The organism is Herbaspirillum chlorophenolicum, from assembly GCF_001189955.1.
GTDB lineage: Bacteria > Pseudomonadota > Gammaproteobacteria > Burkholderiales > Burkholderiaceae_D > Herbaspirillum > Herbaspirillum chlorophenolicum.
In genome coordinates, this window is record NZ_LFLT01000001.1 from 187255 (window position 1) to 204670 (window position 17416).

General features: G+C 62.6%; 20 protein-coding genes and 3 tRNA genes. 10 read left to right on the forward strand and 13 right to left on the reverse strand.

Annotated features, from left to right (window positions below; translation table 11 throughout):
• The first annotated feature begins 51 nt into the window (after nucleotides 1-51).
• From AKL28_RS00870 to AKL28_RS00885, 4 genes are all read left to right on the forward strand, one after another.
• Nucleotides 52-127 (forward strand) — tRNA-Ala (locus AKL28_RS00870).
• 67 nt (nucleotides 128-194) lie between these two features.
• Nucleotides 195-270, forward strand: a tRNA-Glu gene (locus tag AKL28_RS00875).
• 58 nt (nucleotides 271-328) lie between these two features.
• Nucleotides 329-404, forward strand: a tRNA-Glu gene (locus tag AKL28_RS00880).
• A 253-nt stretch (nucleotides 405-657) separates the two neighbouring features.
• The gene (locus AKL28_RS00885; RefSeq protein WP_050466162.1) at nucleotides 658-1449 is read left to right on the forward strand and encodes an enoyl-CoA hydratase-related protein; all 792 of its coding nucleotides are present in this window, start codon (nucleotides 658-660) and stop codon (nucleotides 1447-1449) included.
• A gap of 12 nt (nucleotides 1450-1461) precedes the next feature.
• Here AKL28_RS00885 and AKL28_RS00890 read toward each other — a convergent pair whose 3' ends face one another.
• The 6 genes from AKL28_RS00890 to AKL28_RS00915 all read right to left on the reverse strand — a co-directional run bounded on the left by AKL28_RS00890 (nucleotide 1462) and on the right by AKL28_RS00915 (nucleotide 5356).
• A complete protein-coding gene (locus AKL28_RS00890) occupies nucleotides 1462-2331 on the reverse strand; it encodes an SDR family oxidoreductase (RefSeq protein WP_050466163.1) in 870 nt (289 codons plus the stop codon).
• Nucleotides 2332-2397: 66 nt separating this feature from the next.
• Nucleotides 2398-2700 (reverse strand): 4Fe-4S binding protein, encoded by a 303-nt coding sequence (locus tag AKL28_RS00895; RefSeq protein WP_231602293.1) that lies wholly within the window; start codon nucleotides 2698-2700, stop codon nucleotides 2398-2400.
• Nucleotides 2701-2702: 2 nt separating this feature from the next.
• Entirely contained in the window at nucleotides 2703-3038 is a 336-nt protein-coding gene (locus AKL28_RS00900) for a hypothetical protein (protein WP_050466165.1), read from the reverse strand.
• Nucleotides 3038-3598: an RNA polymerase sigma factor gene (locus tag AKL28_RS00905; protein ID WP_156226197.1), complete on the reverse strand. Its 561-nt coding sequence runs from the start codon at nucleotides 3596-3598 to the stop codon at nucleotides 3038-3040. Before AKL28_RS00905 ends, AKL28_RS00900 begins: the two co-directional genes overlap by 1 nt.
• A gap of 191 nt (nucleotides 3599-3789) precedes the next feature.
• Nucleotides 3790-4371, reverse strand: a complete 582-nt coding sequence (locus AKL28_RS00910; protein ID WP_050466167.1) for a DJ-1/PfpI family protein — start codon at nucleotides 4369-4371, stop codon at nucleotides 3790-3792.
• A gap of 67 nt (nucleotides 4372-4438) precedes the next feature.
• Nucleotides 4439-5356 carry a LysR family transcriptional regulator gene (locus tag AKL28_RS00915; RefSeq protein ID WP_050466168.1) on the reverse strand — a complete coding sequence of 306 codons (918 nt, stop codon included), beginning with the start codon at nucleotides 5354-5356 and terminating at the stop codon, nucleotides 4439-4441.
• Between the two features lie 213 nt (nucleotides 5357-5569).
• On the opposite strand from AKL28_RS00915, the gene AKL28_RS00920 reads away from it, so the two are divergent.
• The 3 genes from AKL28_RS00920 to mmsB all read left to right on the forward strand — a co-directional run bounded on the left by AKL28_RS00920 (nucleotide 5570) and on the right by mmsB (nucleotide 9302).
• Nucleotides 5570-6802: an ABC transporter substrate-binding protein gene (locus AKL28_RS00920; protein ID WP_050466169.1), complete on the forward strand. Its 1233-nt coding sequence runs from the start codon at nucleotides 5570-5572 to the stop codon at nucleotides 6800-6802.
• A gap of 87 nt (nucleotides 6803-6889) precedes the next feature.
• Complete coding sequence (locus AKL28_RS00925; RefSeq protein ID WP_050466170.1) at nucleotides 6890-8398, forward strand: CoA-acylating methylmalonate-semialdehyde dehydrogenase; 1509 nt, start codon at nucleotides 6890-6892, stop codon at nucleotides 8396-8398.
• 10 nt (nucleotides 8399-8408) lie between these two features.
• Nucleotides 8409-9302: a 3-hydroxyisobutyrate dehydrogenase gene (gene mmsB, locus AKL28_RS00930; RefSeq protein ID WP_050466171.1), complete on the forward strand. Its 894-nt coding sequence runs from the start codon at nucleotides 8409-8411 to the stop codon at nucleotides 9300-9302.
• Nucleotides 9303-9390: 88 nt separating this feature from the next.
• Here mmsB and AKL28_RS00935 read toward each other — a convergent pair whose 3' ends face one another.
• Complete coding sequence (locus AKL28_RS00935; RefSeq protein ID WP_050466172.1) at nucleotides 9391-9981, reverse strand: class I SAM-dependent methyltransferase; 591 nt, start codon at nucleotides 9979-9981, stop codon at nucleotides 9391-9393.
• Nucleotides 9982-10116: 135 nt separating this feature from the next.
• Nucleotides 10117-11091 carry a D-erythronate dehydrogenase gene (gene denD, locus AKL28_RS00940; protein WP_050466173.1) on the reverse strand — a complete coding sequence of 325 codons (975 nt, stop codon included), beginning with the start codon at nucleotides 11089-11091 and terminating at the stop codon, nucleotides 10117-10119.
• 198 nt (nucleotides 11092-11289) lie between these two features.
• On the opposite strand from denD, the gene AKL28_RS00945 reads away from it, so the two are divergent.
• Nucleotides 11290-12132 (forward strand): FadR/GntR family transcriptional regulator, encoded by an 843-nt coding sequence (locus tag AKL28_RS00945; protein WP_050466174.1) that lies wholly within the window; start codon nucleotides 11290-11292, stop codon nucleotides 12130-12132.
• Between the two features lie 79 nt (nucleotides 12133-12211).
• Here the strand turns inward: AKL28_RS00945 and AKL28_RS00950 are convergent, their stop codons facing one another.
• Complete coding sequence (locus AKL28_RS00950; RefSeq protein ID WP_050466175.1) at nucleotides 12212-12787, reverse strand: elongation factor P; 576 nt, start codon at nucleotides 12785-12787, stop codon at nucleotides 12212-12214.
• A gap of 147 nt (nucleotides 12788-12934) precedes the next feature.
• Nucleotides 12935-14107 carry an elongation factor P maturation arginine rhamnosyltransferase EarP gene (gene earP / locus AKL28_RS00955; RefSeq protein ID WP_174525376.1) on the reverse strand — a complete coding sequence of 391 codons (1173 nt, stop codon included), beginning with the start codon at nucleotides 14105-14107 and terminating at the stop codon, nucleotides 12935-12937.
• A 154-nt stretch (nucleotides 14108-14261) separates the two neighbouring features.
• On the opposite strand from earP, the gene AKL28_RS00960 reads away from it, so the two are divergent.
• Together AKL28_RS00960 and AKL28_RS00965 are read left to right on the forward strand one after the other, a co-directional pair.
• Nucleotides 14262-14735, forward strand: a complete 474-nt coding sequence (locus AKL28_RS00960; RefSeq protein ID WP_414735677.1) for a MarR family winged helix-turn-helix transcriptional regulator — start codon at nucleotides 14262-14264, stop codon at nucleotides 14733-14735.
• Nucleotides 14736-14952: 217 nt separating this feature from the next.
• Nucleotides 14953-15384 carry an organic hydroperoxide resistance protein gene (locus tag AKL28_RS00965; protein WP_050466177.1) on the forward strand — a complete coding sequence of 144 codons (432 nt, stop codon included), beginning with the start codon at nucleotides 14953-14955 and terminating at the stop codon, nucleotides 15382-15384.
• Between the two features lie 99 nt (nucleotides 15385-15483).
• On the opposite strand, the gene AKL28_RS00970 is transcribed toward AKL28_RS00965, so the two are convergent.
• Genes AKL28_RS00970 through cydB form a run of 3 tightly spaced genes read right to left on the reverse strand, consistent with a single transcriptional unit; the run spans nucleotide 15484 to nucleotide 17390 of the window.
• Nucleotides 15484-15999: a DUF2867 domain-containing protein gene (locus AKL28_RS00970; RefSeq protein WP_050466178.1), complete on the reverse strand. Its 516-nt coding sequence runs from the start codon at nucleotides 15997-15999 to the stop codon at nucleotides 15484-15486.
• Nucleotides 16000-16054: 55 nt separating this feature from the next.
• The gene (cydX, locus tag AKL28_RS23780) at nucleotides 16055-16219 is read right to left on the reverse strand and encodes a cytochrome bd-I oxidase subunit CydX (RefSeq protein WP_061286738.1); all 165 of its coding nucleotides are present in this window, start codon (nucleotides 16217-16219) and stop codon (nucleotides 16055-16057) included.
• A 31-nt stretch (nucleotides 16220-16250) separates the two neighbouring features.
• Nucleotides 16251-17390: a cytochrome d ubiquinol oxidase subunit II gene (gene cydB / locus AKL28_RS00975; RefSeq protein WP_050466179.1), complete on the reverse strand. Its 1140-nt coding sequence runs from the start codon at nucleotides 17388-17390 to the stop codon at nucleotides 16251-16253.
• Between the last annotated feature and the right edge of the window lie 26 nt (nucleotides 17391-17416).

Genomic DNA, 17416 nt, shown 5'->3' on the forward strand with positions numbered 1-17416 from the left:
AAAGGTGTTGTCTTTTGAAAGTAGGTATTGCATAATCTCGCTTCTTCGCAAGGGGGTATAGCTCAGCTGGGAGAGCGCTTGCATGGCATGCAAGAGGTCAGCGGTTCGATCCCGCTTACCTCCACCAGCGACCCGCAGTAGTTTGGCGGTGATTTCAAGCGAAGCTTGATTGAAGAAAAAAGCAGTACCTGTATGTCCCCATCGTCTAGAGGCCTAGGACATCACCCTTTCACGGTGAGTACGGGGGTTCGAATCCCCCTGGGGACGCCAGATTTCAATATCGGCGTTGTGACCCAGCAGGCAACGCAGGTATAAAAGCAAGATACGTGTCCCCATCGTCTAGAGGCCTAGGACATCACCCTTTCACGGTGAGTACGGGGGTTCGAATCCCCCTGGGGACGCCAGGAATATACAAAAAGCCCGCATCAGCGGGCTTTTTTGTTTCTGGCATGTCTTCCGCAGGCGCCATGTCCGCGCGCATGCCCATCATCGACATTCAAGCGACAGAGCCGAGCCCGCCATCGCGGGCTTGATTGTTTTTGCGCTATCCTGCACGGCAGCCCAGCGGCCGCCCTGAGATCCTGAACAGGTCCCAGGATGCGTGCCCGGGACGACCGCCGGCAAGGCGGCACATCAAGAGACAAACCAGGAGCGCACATGACAGCGGCAGCAAATCTCGACATCGATGGGCGCGGCATCGCCACCATCACATTGAACCGTCCCGATGTGCATAACGCCTTCGACGACAAGCTGATCGCACACCTGATCGCCTTGATCACGCAAGCGAAGGAAGATGCGCGCACGCGGGTACTGTTGCTGGCCTCGACCGGCAAGTCTTTTTCCGCCGGCGCCGACCTGGCATGGATGCGGCGCATGGCCGACGCCTCGCGCGAGGACAACCTGCGCGACGCGCGCAACCTGGCGCTGCTGATGGAAACGCTCAACAGCTTTCCCGCGCCCACGGTGGCCAAGGTGCAAGGTGCGGTGATGGGCGGGGGCGTGGGCCTGGTGTCGTGCTGCGATATTGCGATCGCATCCGAGGCGGCCTTCTTCGCGCTGTCCGAAGTCAAGCTCGGACTCGCACCGGCGGCCATCAGCCCGTATGTGGTCGCCAAGATGGGCGTGTCGCAGGCGCGCCGCTACTTTGTTTCGGGCGAACGCTTCTCGGCCATCCGCGCGGCTGCCATCGGACTGGTGCATGAGGTTGTGCTGGCCGCGGAGCTCGATGCCAAGGTCGACCACACCCTCGATGTGTTGCTGGGCAACGGCCCGCAAGCCATGCGTGCGGCCAAGCAGCTGGTGCAGGTGGCCAATCCGCTGAAAGTCTCGCCTGAGCTGGCGCAATACACCGCCGGCGTGATTGCCGACTTGCGGGCTTCCGACGAAGGAAAGGAAGGCTTGCGGGCTTTCCTTGAAAAGAGCAGTCCGGCGTGGATCGTCAAGAACTGAGAAAAACAGGCCCTAGGCTTCGACCGCATCCAGCGGCCAGGCCAGCGACAGCGGCGTGAGCCGCAGGCCGAACTCGGCAGCAGTGGCAGTCATCGCCTGCGCGTCGCGCGGCGCGGAGATGCGTGCCAGCAGGTCGCGCACGGTGCGTTGCAAGGTGGGGCTGGCCAGTGCCTGTAACGACGCCGTACGGATGGTCACTTCGGCGCCGTTGGCCAGCTTCACCAATTGCGCCAGGCTGTGTTCTTCCGGGCCACCCAATTCATAGATGCCAGGCCTTCCCACGCCCAGCGCCGCCGATTCGGCTACCGTGGCGACATCGCCCAGGTTGATCGGTCGGCTGGTGCGTCCCTCGTCACCGTACAGCACTACCGGCGCATCGGGCGCCTGTTGCAGCAAGGCCTGTTCGAAGGGCAGCGGCTGCGGGCTGCCGCGCACCACCGGACCCAAACGGAAGATCACGCTGCCGGATAATTGCCGGAGTACCTGTTCGGCCATGCCTTTGGCCTTGAGGTACCAGTTGTCGGATGCGGCATCGGCCAGCAGCGACGAAAAATACACTACCCGGGTGCCGCGCGCGCCGACCGCTTGTGCGATCCGTCGTGCGGTGCCTACCATGCCGCTTTCATAAGCGCTCCAATCGTCGGCCCCAACTACCCCGGTGAGCAGCACCACCGCATCGGCATTGGCGATGGCGTCGGCGCTGCGCGGATTGCCGGTCCAGTTGGAAATGACCTCATCGGCTACCAGCGTGGCCGGCGTGCGCACCAGCGCGGTAGCGTGGACGCCCGAGTCGCGCAGCAGCAAAAGCAGCAGGCGGCCGGTCGGGCTGTTGGCGCCGGCGACGACAATGCGCGGACGGCGCGCAGGTTGAAGCTCAAGCATGGTTCCTCCTGTCTGGATGAGGGAGAAGAACTGGGGTTGGCCATTGCGGCCGTCTTTGGATGCCGCCTAGCGCCGTATCAGCGTGATGGCATGTTCCGGGCAAGCCTTGACGCACAAACCGCAGGCGCGGCAGGCGTCGGCATTGGGCGTGTAGGCCACTTGCATGCCGTGTACGCGCAGCTTCATGCGATTGAGGAAGCCGAGTGCGCTGAAATCCTGGTCATCGATGCGGCGTACCTCGAACACGTTCTCCGGGCATACCGGCACGCAGTCGGCACGGCCTTCGCAACGCTTCAGGTTGACTTGCGGCACGATGATGCCAGGCGGCTGCTTGCAATTGGCCGCCTGCATCGGGAATGCGGCGCCCATGCTCATTCGCCCTTGCGGTTGCGGCCGAACATGCAGAAGCGCGACTCCAGCCGTTCGCGTTCTTCCGGCGTCATGGCCTGCCAGCGTGCGCGCATGCGGCGTTTCTTTTCATGCCAGCCGTGGCGGCCGCGAAAACCGCCGAACAGGATGCGGCATAACACCAGCAAGCCCAGTGCGCGCCAGAAGCCGATTTCGGCGGCGCCGGGGAAGATGGGCGGCACCACAAGGTTCCACAGCAGCATCACGGCGCCGCCCAATACGACAACGCATAGCGCCAGGCCGCAAAGCTTGAACAGCCAACCCATCCTGAAACGGCGCGGGGGTCTGATTTGATCCATCACATCTCCAATTCGTCATAAATCGCCTGCAGCCGCTTGCGCAGATGCAAGACCGCATAGCGCTTGCGCGCCAGCAAAGTGTTGAGGCTGGCGCCGCTTTCGGCCGCCATTTCCTTGAAGCTGATGCCGTCGAGTTCATGCGCGACGAACACCTCGCGTTGTTTTTCGGGCAGCTCGTCGAGCGCCTGTTGCAGGGTGTCCAGCAGCACCGAGCGGGCATACGCCGCTTCCGGGCCATCGCTGGTGGCCGGCAAGGCCAGGTCCAGCCGCCACACGCTTTCAGCGGCATCGAAATCCTCCGCGTCGCCGGGATCGGCCAGCGGCTCTTCCTTCTTCTTGCGGAAGCGGTCGATGATGCGGTTGCGCGCCACCCGGAACAGCCATGCGCTGACCTGCTCGATCGGTTCGGGCAAACGATAGGCCTGGACGAACTCGTGGAACACATCCTGGAGGATGTCCTCGGCTTCGCCGGCGTCGGCGACCCGACGGCGGATGAACCCGCCCAGCCGCGTGCGCTCGCGCAGTACGGTGGCGGTGATCTCGCTGTCTTTGTCGTTCATCGCTTGGTGGTTGGAAATCGACTGCATGCCGGGAAGACGGATCGGCGGCGGGAATATTGTGGCCGGCGCGATGTTTTTTGCGCCCGGTCACAGGATTCTAAGGCGGGAGCGGGGAAATTGCCTTCAAGGCAGCACGTGCAAACAAAAAGCGCATCCGGCTGGATGCGCTTTTCAGGTCAGGGACGGCTGGATCAGAGTTCGATCCTGGTACCCAGCACCTTAAGGAACTGCGCCAGCCATGCCGGGTGTGCCGGCCAGGCAGGGGCGGTCACCAGGTTGCCATCGGTCACTGCGGCATCCACCGCGATATCGGCGTACTGGCCGCCGGCCAGCTTCACTTCCGGCGCGCAAGCCGGGTAGGCCGACACCTTCTTGCCTTCCAGCACGCCCGCTGCGGCCAGCACCTGCGGGCCGTGGCAGACGGCGGCGATGGGTTTGTCGGCCTTGGCAAATGCTTGCACCAGTTCGATCACCTTCGGGTTCAGCCGCAGGTATTCCGGCGCGCGGCCGCCGGCCACCACCAGGGCGTCGTAGCCGGCCGCGCTGACTTCGTCGAAGCTGGCGTTGAGGGCAAAGTTGTGGCCCGGTTTTTCGCTATAGGTCTGGTCGCCTTCGAAATCGTGGATGGCGGTCTTGACCTTGTCGCCGGCCTTCTTGCCGGGGCATACCGCATGCACGGTGTGGCCGACCATCTGCAGTGCCTGGAAAGGCACCATGGTCTCGTAGTCCTCGGCAAAATCGCCGGTCAACAACAGGATTTTCTTCGCTGCCATTTTCATCTCCTAGGAGGGTAAGGGCCGGCTCTCAGTCCGGTGTGAAAACCAATTAGGGGCGCTGCCGTCAGGATAACCACTGCATCTGACGCGAGTCGCCCATCAAATAATCGCGGTTCATCTCCACGCATTCGCGCAGGTAGCGCCATAAGGCCGAGACGCGGGCCACATGCCGCTGTTCGCTGGAGGCGACCAGCCAGAAGGTGCGGGTGATGGCAATCTCGTGCTCCAGCACCGGCACCAGCTGTTCCGACTGCTGGGCCAGGAAGCAGGGCAGGATGGCCAGCGCGTTGCCGCTGCAGGCGGCGGTGTATTGCGCCACCACGCTGGTGCTGCGGAAGGCGCGGAAGGAGTCGGGGGCGACCGTGTCCTTGTAGCGCAATTCCTCGCTGAACACCAGATCATCAATGTAACCGATGAAGTTGTGCCGTTCCAGGTCGGCGACGCTGGCGATCGGCGCATGCCGCTGCAGGTAATCGCGGGTGGCGTAGAGCTTCAGCACATAGTCCGACAGTTTTGTGACCACGTAATTACCGGACAGCGGGCGCTCGATGGAGACGCTGATGTCCGCCTCATGCTTGGACAGGTTGACGAAGCGCGGCATCGGCAGCATGTCCACCGTGATGTGCGGGTTGCGCGCGCAGAAGTGGGCGATATGCGGTGCCAGCACAAAGGTGCCGAAGCCTTCGGTGGCGCCCAGCCGCACCTGGCCGGAGAGCTTGCTGTTGTGCCCGCCCAGCTCTTCGGCGGCGGCATAGACGGTGCTTTCTATCTTTTCGGCATATTCCACCAGCCGATAGCCTTCGGCAGTCAGTTTGTAGCCGTGGTTGTTGCGGTCGAACAGTTGGCTGCCGACCTGTTCCTCGAAGCGCTTCATGCGGCGCGACACGGTCGAGTGGTCGATGCCCAGCTTCTTGGCGGCATCCACCAGCCCCTGGCTGCGCGTGAGTTCGAGGAAGATCCTGAGGTTGTCCCAGTCCAGCATGTGGTCTCCTGATAATTGTTTCGCTATTGCTGTTGTGCGCTGATGCAAAAGCATTTTGGATTTATGTTTATTGTATCGATATTAACGCACATGCAAAATAAGGCTTGCTGATGAGGAAGCAGGCTTTCCATCGGCAAGGAGGAATGCGGCACGACCTGGCGTCCATGCAACGCCAGGCGCAGCCGATAAAAACGACAACATCAAGGAGACAAAATGCGTAAGAGCGTATTCGGCCGTTCTGTCATGGCTGCAGCAGTTACCTGTGCGATTTCCCTGTTCGGCATGTCTGTCCCGGCCGCGGCGCAAGACGCCAACACCGTCAAGATCGGCATCCTGACCGACATGTCCGGCCCGTATTCCGCCATGGGCGGCCAGGGCTCGGTGGTAGCCGCCAAGATGGCGGTGGAAGACTGCCTCAAGGCCGAATGCAAGGGCATGAAGATCGACATCCTGTCGGCCGACAACCAGAACAAGCCGGACGTGGGCGTGACCCGCGCCCGCGAATGGCTGGACCGCGACAAGGTCGAGGCCATCGCCGACCTGACCAACTCCTCGGTGGCGCTGGCGGTGCAGAAGCTGATCAAGGAAAAGGGCGGCATCGCCATGTACAGCGGCCCGGCCACCGGCGCCCTGACCACAGCGGAATGCGCGACCAACGGTTTCCACTGGATGTTCGACACCTACTCGCAAGCGGCCGGCGCAGCGGCTGCGCTGACCAAGCTGGGCAACAAGTCCTGGTACTTCGTCACGGTGGACTACGCCTTCGGCCATTCGCTGGAGAAGGACGCCTCCGACGTGGTCAAGGCCAATGGCGGCACCGTGGTGGGTTCGGTGCGCCATCCGCTCAATGCTTCTGATTTCTCTTCCTTCCTGTTGCAGGCGCAGGCTTCCAAGGCGCAGGTCATCGGCCTGGCCGACGGCGGCACCGACGTGGTCAACGCCATCAAGCAGGCGCGCTCTTTCTCGGTGGGCGGCAAGGACCAGCGCCTGGTGGCATTGCTGGTGTTCCTGTCCGATGTCCACGCGCTGGGCCTGGATGCGGCGCAGGGCCTGGTTTATACCGATGGTTTCTACTGGGATTACGACGAGCAGACGCGCGCGTTCTCCAAGCGCTTCGAAACCCAGTTCAAGAACAACAAGCCGACCATGGTGCAGGCCGGCGTGTATTCCAGCGTCTATCACTTCCTGAAGGCGCGCGCCGCCGCCAAGACTTCCGACTGGAAAGTGGTGTCGCAAAAGATGCGCGAGATCCCGATCTCCGACGTGGTCATGCGCAATGCCTCGATCCGTCCCGACGGCCGTGTGATCCACGATATGTACCTGTACCAGGTGAAATCGCCGGCTGAATCCAAGGCGCCGTGGGATTACCTGAAACTGCTGTCGGTGATCCCGGCCCAGCAGGCGTTCCGCCCGATGGACGCCGCCTGCCCGCTGGTCAAGCAATAAGCCTTACGTTTATTCCGGGGCTGTGCGGCCCTTCATCTCCACGCCGCCCCGGCTTTTCTTCTCAGCCTTACTAATGGAAACCGCATCATGAGCCAAGCCAACATCCCCAACGTTCCCCTTTATCTCAACGGCGAGAAGGTGCAGTCGACTTCCAAGGAGTGGCGCGACGTGCTCAACCCTGCGACGCAGGAAGTGGTGGCGCGCGTGCCGTTCGCCACCAAGGAAGAAGTCGACCGCGCCGTTGCCAACGCCAAGGAAGCCTTCAAGACTTGGCGCAACACCTCGCTGGCGCAGCGCATGCGCATCATGCTCAAGTTCCAGCAACTGCTGCGCGAAAACATTGCCCCGCTGGCCGAACTGATCACCCGCGAGCACGGCAAGACCCTGCCGGATGCCGAAGGCGAAGTCATGCGCGGCCTGGAAGTGGTGGAACACGCCTGCTCGATCACCTCGCTGCAGTTGGGCGAGATGGCCGAGAACGTGGCCGGCGGCGTCGACGTCTACACCCTCTACCAGCCGCTGGGCGTGGGCGCGGGCATCACCGCGTTCAACTTTCCGGTGATGCTGCCTTGCTTCATGTTCCCCATCGCAGTCGCCTGCGGCAACACCTTCGTGCTCAAGCCCTCCGAACAGGACCCGACCTCTTCGCTGTTCCTGGTCGAGCTGGCCAACCAGGCCGGCCTGCCGCCGGGCGTGTTGAACGTGGTGCATGGCGGCCCGGATGTGGCCAACATGATCTGCGACCATCCCGACATCAAGGCGGTCTCCTTCATCGGTTCGACCCATGTCGGCACCCATATCTATCGCCGCTCCAGCGAAGCCGGCAAGCGCGCGCAGTGCATGATGGGCGCCAAGAACCACTGCATCGTGCTGCCCGATGCCCCCAAGGACCATGCCATCAACAACCTGCTGGGTGCGGCCTTCGGCGCCGCCGGCCAGCGCTGCATGGCCAATTCGGTGGTGGTGCTGGTGGGCAAGAGCCGCGAATGGATCCCCGAGATCGTCGAGCGCTCCAAGGCCATGAAGGTCGGCCCGGGCAGCGACCGCAAGGCCGATGTCGGCCCGCTGGTTTCCAAGGCTGCCAAGGAGCGCGTCGAGCGCCTGATCGGCCGCGGCGTGGAGCAGGGCGCCAAGCTGCTGCTGGACGGCCGCAACTTCAAGGTGGCCGGCAGCGAGAACGGCAACTTCGTCGGCCCCACCGTGTTTACCGGCGTCAAGCCCGGCATGGACATCTACACCCAGGAAATCTTCGGCCCGGCAATGTGCATTGTCGAAGTCGACACGCTGGACGAGGCGATCGCTTTCATCAACGCCAACCCCAACGGCAACGGCACCTCGATCTTCACCAGCTCGGGCTATGCCGCGCGCAAGTTCCAGAACGAGATCGACGTCGGCCAGGTCGGCATCAACGTGCCTATTCCCGTGCCGGTGGCCTACTTCAGCTTCACCGGTTCGCGCGCTTCCAAGCTGGGCGACCTCGGCCCCAACGGCAAGCAGGCCGTGACTTTCTGGACCCAGACCAAGACCGTCACCTCGCGCTGGTATGCGCCGGACGAGGCAGCCGGCCAGGTCAACACCACCATCTCGCTGAAGTAAGGAGGCAGCCATGAGCGCCAACATCGTATTCATCGGCCTGGGCAACATGGGCTTGCCGATGGCGCAGAACCTGGTCAAGGCCGGCTTCTCGGTCAGCGGCCACGACCTGGTCAAGGCCAGCGTCGACAAGCTGGTGGAAGCCGGCGGCAAGACCGAAGCCGATTCCATGGCGGCGGTGGCCAAGGCCGATGTGGTCATCACCATGCTGCCAGCCAGCAAGCACGTGGAGTCGCTGTATCTGGGCGACAAGGGCTTGCTGGCCGCTGCCCGCCCAGGCGCCTTGCTGATCGACTGCTCCACCATCGCGCCGGAAGCGGCGCGCAAGGTGGCGGCAGCGGCCGCCGCCCGCGGCTTCGAGATGCTGGATGCGCCGGTATCGGGCGGCACCAACGGCGCCGCTGCCGGCACGCTGACCTTCATGGTCGGGGGCGGCAAGAAGGCTTTCGAAGCGGCGCAGCCTTACCTGCAGAAAATGGGCAAGGCGATCTACCACGCAGGCGAGAGCGGCAGCGGCCAGACCGTCAAGGTGTGCAACAACATGCTGCTGGGGATTCTGATGATCGGCACCTCCGAGGCGATCCGCCTGGGCGTGGCCAACGGCATGGATCCCAAGGTGCTGTCCGAGATCATGTCCAAGAGCTCGGGCCGCAACTGGACGCTGGAAGTCTACAACCCGTGCCCGGGCGTCATGGACACTGCGCCGGCCTCGAAGGATTATGCCGGTGGTTTCGGCGTCGACCTGATGTTGAAGGACCTGGGCCTGGCGGAGGAAAACGCATTGGCGACCGGCAGCGCAATTCCGCTGGGCGCGGCAGCGCGCAACCTGTACGACATCCATAGCAAGAACGGTGCGGGCAAGCTGGATTTTTCCAGTATCTACAACTTGTTGGGGAAGGTGAAGTAAGGATGTACACGAAGTCTGTTTGATCTCCGAGGCGTTATTTTCAGCGCGGCTACGGCCGCGCTTTTTTTTTTGCCGGCGACGGCGGACGTCAGGCCGCCTTCTTCGCAACCAGGCGGTGAATTACCTTGCCCGAGGAAGCGCTGACCACTTCCTCATCCAGCAGCAGCGCGCAACCCTGCAATGCGCCGCGCACCAGGCCGGTATCGAAGGAGGCGTACAGCCGTTCGTGCTTGTCGCGCTGGTCGCCGTCGTTGGTGACGCGCCAGCTGAGATAGAGTACGCCACCAGGTTTGAGGATGGATTGCAGGCGCGATACCGATGGCGCGATGTCTTCTGCGGGCAGGTGCATGATCACCGTTTCGCACAGCACGTTGTCGAAGCTGGCATCGGCGATCCCGGCAAGCTCGGGCAGGGCCGCATGCGTGAAGCGGGATTGCGGATAGCGCCGGCGGGCCTCCGCCAGCAAGCCTTCGGAGGCGTCGTAGCCATGTGAGGTAAAACCGTTGGCATCCAGCCAGCCGACCTCGCGGCCGCTGCCGCAGCCGATGTCGGCACAGGCACCGGGGACGAAATATTGGCGCACGATAGAGTGCAGGTCGTCCGGTGCAGGCTGTTCGTGCCAGTCCTGCGCGAAGCCGGCGGCATTGCCGTCATAGGCGGCGAGAGTGGCTTTATCCATGGCGGTCTCCTGGCGTCTTGCGATGATGGGTGCTTCATTATGCGCCGTGGCCGCACCTTTTGCCGGGCATGCGGCCAAAAGCACAACGGCGCTCCTCGGAGCGCCGTTGCCTGAAGACCGATAAGGTCAACCGGATTACTTCTTCACTTCATCTTCAATGTGCGCCTTGATGATGTCGGCGAAATTGGCATCGGCGGTAAAGCCCAGCGCCTTGGCGCGCTTGGCTTCGAAGGCGCCCGGCCAGGAGTTCACGATGCGCTTGATGGCTTCGTCTTCCTTCCATTCGATCAGCTTGACGACTTCGCGGCCGGCGACCTGTTCCAGCGCGTCGACCATTTCCTTGACGGTCACGCACAGGCCGTCGATGGAAAGGAAGCGGGCCAGGCCGAGGTCGGCGCCGTTGATCTCATGGCCGTGGATCAGGTTGGCGATGGCTTGGCGCGGCGACATCAGCCACATGCGGGTGTCGGGCGTGACCGGGCATACCGTAGCTTGGCCGTTGAGCGGTTCGCGGATGATGCCCGAGGCGAAGCTGGAGGCCGCCTTGTTGGGCGCGCCGGGGCGCACCGAGATGGTCGGCATGCGCAGTGCGCGGCCGTCGATGAAGCCTTTGCGGCTGTAGTCGTTGACCAGCAGTTCGCCCATCACTTTTTGCGCGCCGTAGGAGCTTTGCGGCATCAGCAGGGTGTTGTCCGGCACCACGGCCGGCAGTTCGCCGCCGAACACGGCGACCGAGCTGGTGAACACCACGCGCGGCTTGGTGCCCAGCGCGCGGGCGCGTTCCAGGATGACGCGGGTGGCGTCGAAGTTGATCTTCATGCCCAGTTCGAAGTCGGCTTCGGCGTGGCCGCTGACGATGGCGGCCAGGTGGAAGATCGATTGCGTATCGGCAGTGATCACGCGCTCGATCACGGAAGCGTCGGCGATGTCGCCGGTCACGGCTTCAATGCGCGGGTCGGTGAAGCCTTGTGCCGGCACCACGTCGAGCAGGGTGATGCGCTTGATTTCCTGCGGCTTGCCGTCGCGGCCGGTCAGTGTGCCGCGTTGCAGGAGCTGGCGCGCCAGGCGGCTGCCCAAAAAGCCGGCGCCGCCGGTGATGACGATATGCATGTGTTCTCCTCGATATCTGATAGGGATGGTCTGTGGCGAAAACCTGTGCAGCGCCGCGGCGGCTTCGCATGGCCTGCCGGCGGACTTGCGGCAGCGATTATAGCAGAAAGTTGTCATACAATTTTTGAAATCAAGCCAGGAAGACTGCGGATTTCCACATCAGGACAGGCCGTCCAAAAGCGGTATCATGGCGGCGCCATGATAAACACCGACGCCAAGACGACTGCCAATCCTCCCGTTCCGGCCCCTCCCGACCGCCCGGCTGCAACTGCTGCAGGGCGGGGCAAGGCGACCCTGGCCGACCATGTCACCAGCGTGCTGGCGCAGCAGATCCGCGAAGGCGAATTCGCGCCCGACGCGCGGTTGCCTTCGGAGATGGAGCTGACCGAGCGCTTTGCGGTCAGCCGCACGGTGATCCGCGAGGCGATCTCGCGCCTGAAGTCGGAAGGCCTGGTGGGGGCGCGCCGGGGCAGCGGTACGGTGGTGCTGGGCGCCAACCCGGCCACGCCGTTCCGGCTGGACATGCAGGTGGAGGACGTGCGCGATTCGATCCGGGCAGTGCTGCGGGTGATCGAGCTGCGGCGCGGAGTGGAAGGCGAGATGGCGGCGCTGGCGGCGCAACGCCGCACGCGTGAGCAAAACCTGGCGATCCTGCAGGCATTGAAAGACATCGACAAGGCTGCACAAGAGGGCAGGGATGGCGTGCCGGAGGACTTCGCCTTCCATGCCGCGATCTCCAACGCCGCCCACAATCCGCTCTATACCTCGCTGGTGCAATTCCTCAGCCAGTTCCTGCATGCCGCCATCCGGGTGGCGCGCATGAATGAGGCGCGCAGCAGCGATTTCAGCGAGCAGGTGCGCAACGAACACGCGGCCATTGCCCAGGCAATCGCCGATGGCGATGCCGCGGCGGCGCGTGCGGCGGCCTTGCAGCATATGGAAAATTCGGCGCGCCGTATCCAGGCAGCCGACAGCGAATTCTGGGCCAGCGAAGGCGGCAAGGCGGCGCGCCATCTGGCGCAGGTTAAGCCGCAGGAGTAGGCGGAGTTCGCCGTTTGGCGAGGTAGGGACGAAAAAAAACGCTGCGCAAGGCAGCGTTTTTTATGGCATCGGCGGAGGATTAACCGCGGACAACCTTCTTGTACTCGTTGGTACGGGTGTCGATTTCGATGTCGTCGTCCTGGCTGACGAACAGCGGGACCATCACGACGATCTGGTTGGCTTCGATCGCATTTTCGATCTTGGCTTCCTTCAGGACGTTGCCCGACGTGTTGCCCTTGACCGCCGGCTCCGAGTAGGCAACCTTGCGCACGATGGTGGTCGGCATTTCAACCGAGATCGCCTTGCCGTCGTAGAACACGGCTTCGCACTGCATGCCGTCCTTCAGGTAGCCGATGGCGTCGCCCATGTTCTCGCCTTCGATTTCGTACTGGTTGTACTCTTCGTCCATGAAGACGAACAGCGGGTCGGCGAAGTACGAGTAGGTGACCGGCTTCTTGTCCAGCACCACGACGTCGAACTTGTCGTCGCCGCGGAACACGCTTTCCTGCGGGCTGTTGGTCAGCAGGTTCTTCATCTTCCACTTGTAGGTGAAGCCGGTACGGGAAGAGCCGTTGACGTCGGAGCGCAGGACGATCATGGGCTTGCTGTCGACCATGATGATGTTGCCGACGCGGATTTCTTTTGCAAATTTCATAGCGGAGTGTCGTGAAAAGTAGGTTTCTTCAAACTGTCAGTAGCCCACTGGCACAAACTGCACCGCAAGCCCACGTACGATTGAATTCCAAACAGCGTTAAAAAGTTAGCCCAGCATTTTAACCTATTTTCTGGAGGCTTCTACCGCTCAGGACACCAGCCTGGCGGCAAACTTGAGCAAATTGGCGAGGAAGTCGCCATTTGCCAACAACTTGCGCAGCCAGTCTTCGGCCGCTGTAGTGAGGGCCGGCAACTCGTTTTGCAAGGCTTGCCAGCTTGTTTGCCAGTCAACTTCGGTGTGATTGGCGCCGTTCCAGGCGCGCGCGGCGTCGGACAGGGCGGGCGTGGCCGGTTCGTAGATCTTCAGGAAAGCGTTGAGTTTGGTGTGGTGCAGGTTCTTGTCTTGCCTGTAGATATTCCAGATGAAGGGCTTGCCGGCCCATTGCGCGCGCACGAAGGAGTCCTCGCCGCGGACGAAGTTGAAGTCGCAGCTCCACAACAGCTTGTCGTAGTCCGTCTGTGGCAGGAATGGCAGCACGCGTACGGTGAGGGCGCCGCGGGTGGCGGCCGCGCCAGGTTGCACCGGCGTGCCGAGAAAAGCCTCGACGGCGCCGCGCGCCACGCCTTCCGGCACCAGGCAGGTGATGGCGCGCGGCGCGTGTTGCCAAGCGTCGAACAATGCCGGTAACGGGGCGTCGTCGTAGCAGAACAATGACACCTTCAGGTTTTCTTGCTCTTGCGGCGTCACGCCCAAGCCGGAAAGGAAGGCGGTGGCCCGGTTTTCTCGCAGGAAGGTTTCCCGCCGAGCTTCCAGATCGGCCTCAAAGCTCAGGCCGCCGGTGCGTTCATTGAATCCGGGGAAGAAGAAATACTTGGTCAGCTTCAGCGAGCGGTGCGGCGAGGGCAAGGTATGGCAGCCTTCCACCCACTGCTCGGCCGACAAGCCTTCCAGGTTGAACCAGACCGGCTTGACGGCGCGCTGCGCCATCGCTTCGACATAGGCCGGCGGGATCTCGCAGCCAAAGAACTCGATCACGATGTCGGGGATGTCGGCGGCCGTAAACGCGCCGTCCTGGTCGCGCCAGTGCTGCACGGTGACGCCGGCCAGTTGCTGCACTTCAGCCGTGGGGTCGACTTCCGGCCAGATGCGTTTGAAACTGGCCAGGTCATCCACCCACAGCCGGACCGCGATGCCATGCTCGCGCACGAGCTGGCGGGCCAGGCGCCAGCAAATGCCAATGTCGCCGTAGTTGTCGACCACCCGGCAGAACAGGTCAAGGGTCTTGAGCGGGTTGGCGGGAACAGAAATGTCTTGATGCATGGCAGGGAAGGGCAGAGAAGTGCCGGAAAGCGCGAATGATACCCAAGTTGCGCGGTGCGCGCCGCTGTGTGCCAAAGCGGAGCCGAGCAACAACTTTAAAAATTTTTATTTAAATTGCTTGCAATTTAATTTTGAGCTGTTTAATATGCGCTACATGGACAACGCAAACACACCGAAGCTGCCGGACGCGCTGATCGACGAAGCCTTGCTTCTCGACAACCAGCTGTGTTTCGCCATGTATTCGGCGTCCCTGGCGATGACCAAGGCATACAAGAAACTCCTCGGCACGCTGGACATCACATATCCGCAGTATCTGGTGATGATGGTACTGTGGGAGAAGGATCAGATCACCGTCTCCGAATTGGGCAGCCGCCTGTATCTCGATTCCGGCACGCTGACCCCGCTGTTGAAGCGTATGGAAACCATGGGCCTGCTGCACCGGGCCCGCGACGCCGGCGACGAGCGCCGCGTCGTAGTGAGCTTGAGCGATGCCGGCCGTGCATTGCGTGAGAAGGCCAAGGCGGTGCCGATTCGGATGAGCTGCATGCTGCCGCCGCTGGATGAAGTGAAGAAGCTGGTTGGCGAACTCAAGGATGTGCGCAAGAATTTGCTGGATGCAGAAGAGTGAGCATCGGCACGGGAAAGTGCGGCAGTGTCTTTTTTGTTGTGCAAATTAAGTTGCTCACAATTATATTGTAAATAATTTATTCGTTTGTGGGCCTGTATCCTGTCCGATTTGTTGAAGCAGCAAGAGCAAGACTTGAAGCAGCGGTAACCCGGCGAATCTTTCGCCACCCCTTATCTCCAATTGTTGGTTTTAACCTGAAAAACTGAAAGGAAAGAAAATGTCCTCCAAGATCGAAAAAGCCCTGTACACCGCAACCGCAACCGCAACCGGTGGCCGTGAAGGTTCCGCCAAGTCCTCCGACGGCGTGCTGGACGTCAAGCTGTCGACCCCCAAGGAACTGGGCGGCGCCGGCGGTCCCGGCACTAACCCCGAGCAACTGTTCGCAGCCGGCTACTCGGCTTGCTTCCTGGGCGCACTGAAGTTCGTTGCCGGCCAGGCGAAGGTCGCCATTCCTGCCGACGCCAGCATCACCGGCAAGGTCGGCATCGGCCAGATCCCGGCCGGTTTCGGCATCGAAGCCGAACTGAACATCTCGCTGCCGGGCATCGACCGCGCCGTGGCGCAAGACCTGGTTGAGAAGGCTCACCAAGTTTGCCCGTACTCGAACGCTACCCGCGGCAACATCAACGTGACGCTGAACCTGGTCTGAGTACCGGTTGCTCCAGCCGCAGCACGTAACAAAAAGCCCCGCGAAGTCATTCGCGGGGCTTTTTGCATGGCGCCGGGAACTGCCCGGAATGGGCGCACCTTATCCCGGCATCTTTTCCAGCAGCGTACGCACGATGCGCCGGTGGAAAGGCATGATGACGGCCAGATAGGCTTTGCCGGGCAAGCCCTTGGTGCGCACCACCGTGGTCGCGGTCAGCCATTGCGGCGCCTCGTCCGCATGGCCGGATGGCGATTTTTCTATGCACAGGCGGAAATCCAGGTGGCGGTCGTCCAGGCCCAGCAGCAGGTGCGACGCATCGCCGTCCAGCACCGGGAATCCCGGCATGCGGCCATCCGGCTGCACTTCGCCGACGGCCAGTTTGGCGCCCTTGAGCCCGAACGGAGCCACCAGGCGGTTGCGCAGGTCCAAAAGCGCCGCGACCCAGGCCGGCCTGCCGGCCATCATGCGCGCGGCGATGTCGGCTACCTGTTTCTGTGCCAGTGAGGCGGCCAGGGGAATGCGATAGCTGTCGGCGAAGTCGGCCCCGGGCAGCAGTTGCCAGTGGCGCGCTTCAGGGACGATTTCATCGGCCTTGCTTGTAGGTGCTGAGTTCATCTTGCCTCCTGACGAAGGGTTGCGACGGAAAAGGCCGTCCGGCCTGGCGCTGGCCTTACTCCTTGTCGCGCCGCTCGCTATCGGCGGCGCTGGCGAAGCGCTCGTGCGTCTCTTCAGCCTTGCGGCGGCCGAAGGCATAGTTCGCTTCCAGCCACATCACGTTGATGATGCCGAAGGCCAGCGCCAGGCCGATGCCAAGTATCCAGGCGAAATACCACATAGTGTTCTCCTTGTTCCAGGTTGCGGCGCGTTCAGTACGCCGTGTGTTCGTTGTCGTGGATGTCCTTGAGCGTGACCTTGCCCTTGACCACGCGGTACACCCAGCCGGTGTAGATGACGATGATCGGCAGGAAGATCACCACCATCCAGAACATCAGGCCCAGGCTCTTGTGGCTGGCGACCGCGTCCCACATGGTCAGGCTGCTCTTGGGATCCAGCGAGGACGGCATCACGAACGGGAACAGCGAGATGCCGGCGGTCAGGATGATGCCGGCCACCGACAGGCCGCTGGCGATGAAGGCCAGGCGTGGGCGGCGCACCAGCGCCAACAGTGCGGCCAATACCGCGCCGGCCACGCCCAGTGCCGGGAACAGCTTGGTCAGCGGCCAGCGCGCGTAGTTGTCGAACCAGGCGCCGGCGGTGATTTCCACCGTCTTGGCCAGCGGCGTGAAGGCGCTGTTGGCGTCCGGCATGGAGGTGATGCGGTAGCCCGGCAACTGCGCCACCCAGAAGCCGCCGGCGATGAACAGCAGCACGGTGGCGACGGCGGCCACGATGGCGGTCTTGCGCGCGCGCTCGCCGACGGCGGCATCGGTCTTGACGAAGGCGAAGGTGGCGCCATGCATCAGCAGCATGGCAACCGACAGCAGGCCGGCCAGCAAGCCGAACGGGTTGAGCAGGGCGAAGAAGCTGCCGGTGTATTCCACCCGCATGGTGTCGTCGTAGTGGAAGGGCACGCCCAGCAGCAGGTTGCCGAACGCCACGCCGCAGATCAGCGGAGGCACGAAGCCGCCGACGAACAAGCCCCAGTCCCAGGCGTTGCGCCAGCGCGGGTCGGCCACCTTGCTGCGGTAGTCGAAGCCGACCGGGCGGAAGAACAGCGAGAACAGCAGCACCATCAGCGCGATGTAGAAGCCCGAGAAGGCAGTCGCGTAGACCAGCGGCCAGGCTGCGAAGGTGGCGCCGCCGGCGGTGATGAACCAGGTCTGGTTGCCTTCCCAGGTGGGGCCGATCGAGTTGATCAGCACGCGCCGTTCGGCATCGGTCTTGCCGGCGAAGGGCAGCATCATGCCCACCCCGAAGTCGAAGCCGTCGGTCAGCGCGAAGCCGATGAGCAGCACGCCGACGAAGGCCCACCAGATCAGCTTGAGTGTTTCGTAATCGAAGATCATCTTGCTTTCCTCATTTCTTGATCGGA

Bases quoted from the DNA above. Each gene is read 5' to 3' on its own strand.
- AKL28_RS00885 (WP_050466162.1), top strand. From the start codon at position 658: ATGACAGCGGCAGCAAATCTCGACATCGATGGGCGCGGCATCGCCACC.
- AKL28_RS00890 (WP_050466163.1), bottom strand. From the start codon at position 2,331: ATGCTTGAGCTTCAACCTGCGCGCCGTCCGCGCATTGTCGTCGCCGGC.
- AKL28_RS00895 (WP_231602293.1), bottom strand. From the start codon at position 2,700: ATGGGCGCCGCATTCCCGATGCAGGCGGCCAATTGCAAGCAGCCGCCT.
- AKL28_RS00900 (WP_050466165.1), bottom strand. From the start codon at position 3,038: ATGGATCAAATCAGACCCCCGCGCCGTTTCAGGATGGGTTGGCTGTTC.
- AKL28_RS00905 (WP_156226197.1), bottom strand. From the start codon at position 3,598: ATGAACGACAAAGACAGCGAGATCACCGCCACCGTACTGCGCGAGCGC.
- AKL28_RS00910 (WP_050466167.1), bottom strand. From the start codon at position 4,371: ATGGCAGCGAAGAAAATCCTGTTGTTGACCGGCGATTTTGCCGAGGAC.
- AKL28_RS00915 (WP_050466168.1), bottom strand. From the start codon at position 5,356: ATGCTGGACTGGGACAACCTCAGGATCTTCCTCGAACTCACGCGCAGC.
- AKL28_RS00920 (WP_050466169.1), top strand. From the start codon at position 5,570: ATGCGTAAGAGCGTATTCGGCCGTTCTGTCATGGCTGCAGCAGTTACC.
- AKL28_RS00925 (WP_050466170.1), top strand. From the start codon at position 6,890: ATGAGCCAAGCCAACATCCCCAACGTTCCCCTTTATCTCAACGGCGAG.
- mmsB (WP_050466171.1), top strand. From the start codon at position 8,409: ATGAGCGCCAACATCGTATTCATCGGCCTGGGCAACATGGGCTTGCCG.
- AKL28_RS00935 (WP_050466172.1), bottom strand. From the start codon at position 9,981: ATGGATAAAGCCACTCTCGCCGCCTATGACGGCAATGCCGCCGGCTTC.
- denD (WP_050466173.1), bottom strand. From the start codon at position 11,091: ATGCATATCGTCATCACCGGCGGCGCCGGCTTTTTGGGCAGCCGCCTG.
- AKL28_RS00945 (WP_050466174.1), top strand. From the start codon at position 11,290: ATGATAAACACCGACGCCAAGACGACTGCCAATCCTCCCGTTCCGGCC.
- AKL28_RS00950 (WP_050466175.1), bottom strand. From the start codon at position 12,787: ATGAAATTTGCAAAAGAAATCCGCGTCGGCAACATCATCATGGTCGAC.
- earP (WP_174525376.1), bottom strand. From the start codon at position 14,107: ATGCATCAAGACATTTCTGTTCCCGCCAACCCGCTCAAGACCCTTGAC.
- AKL28_RS00960 (WP_414735677.1), top strand. From the start codon at position 14,262: ATGGACAACGCAAACACACCGAAGCTGCCGGACGCGCTGATCGACGAA.
- AKL28_RS00965 (WP_050466177.1), top strand. From the start codon at position 14,953: ATGTCCTCCAAGATCGAAAAAGCCCTGTACACCGCAACCGCAACCGCA.
- AKL28_RS00970 (WP_050466178.1), bottom strand. From the start codon at position 15,999: ATGAACTCAGCACCTACAAGCAAGGCCGATGAAATCGTCCCTGAAGCG.
- cydX (WP_061286738.1), bottom strand. From the start codon at position 16,219: ATGTGGTATTTCGCCTGGATACTTGGCATCGGCCTGGCGCTGGCCTTC.
- cydB (WP_050466179.1), bottom strand. From the start codon at position 17,390: ATGATCTTCGATTACGAAACACTCAAGCTGATCTGGTGGGCCTTCGTC.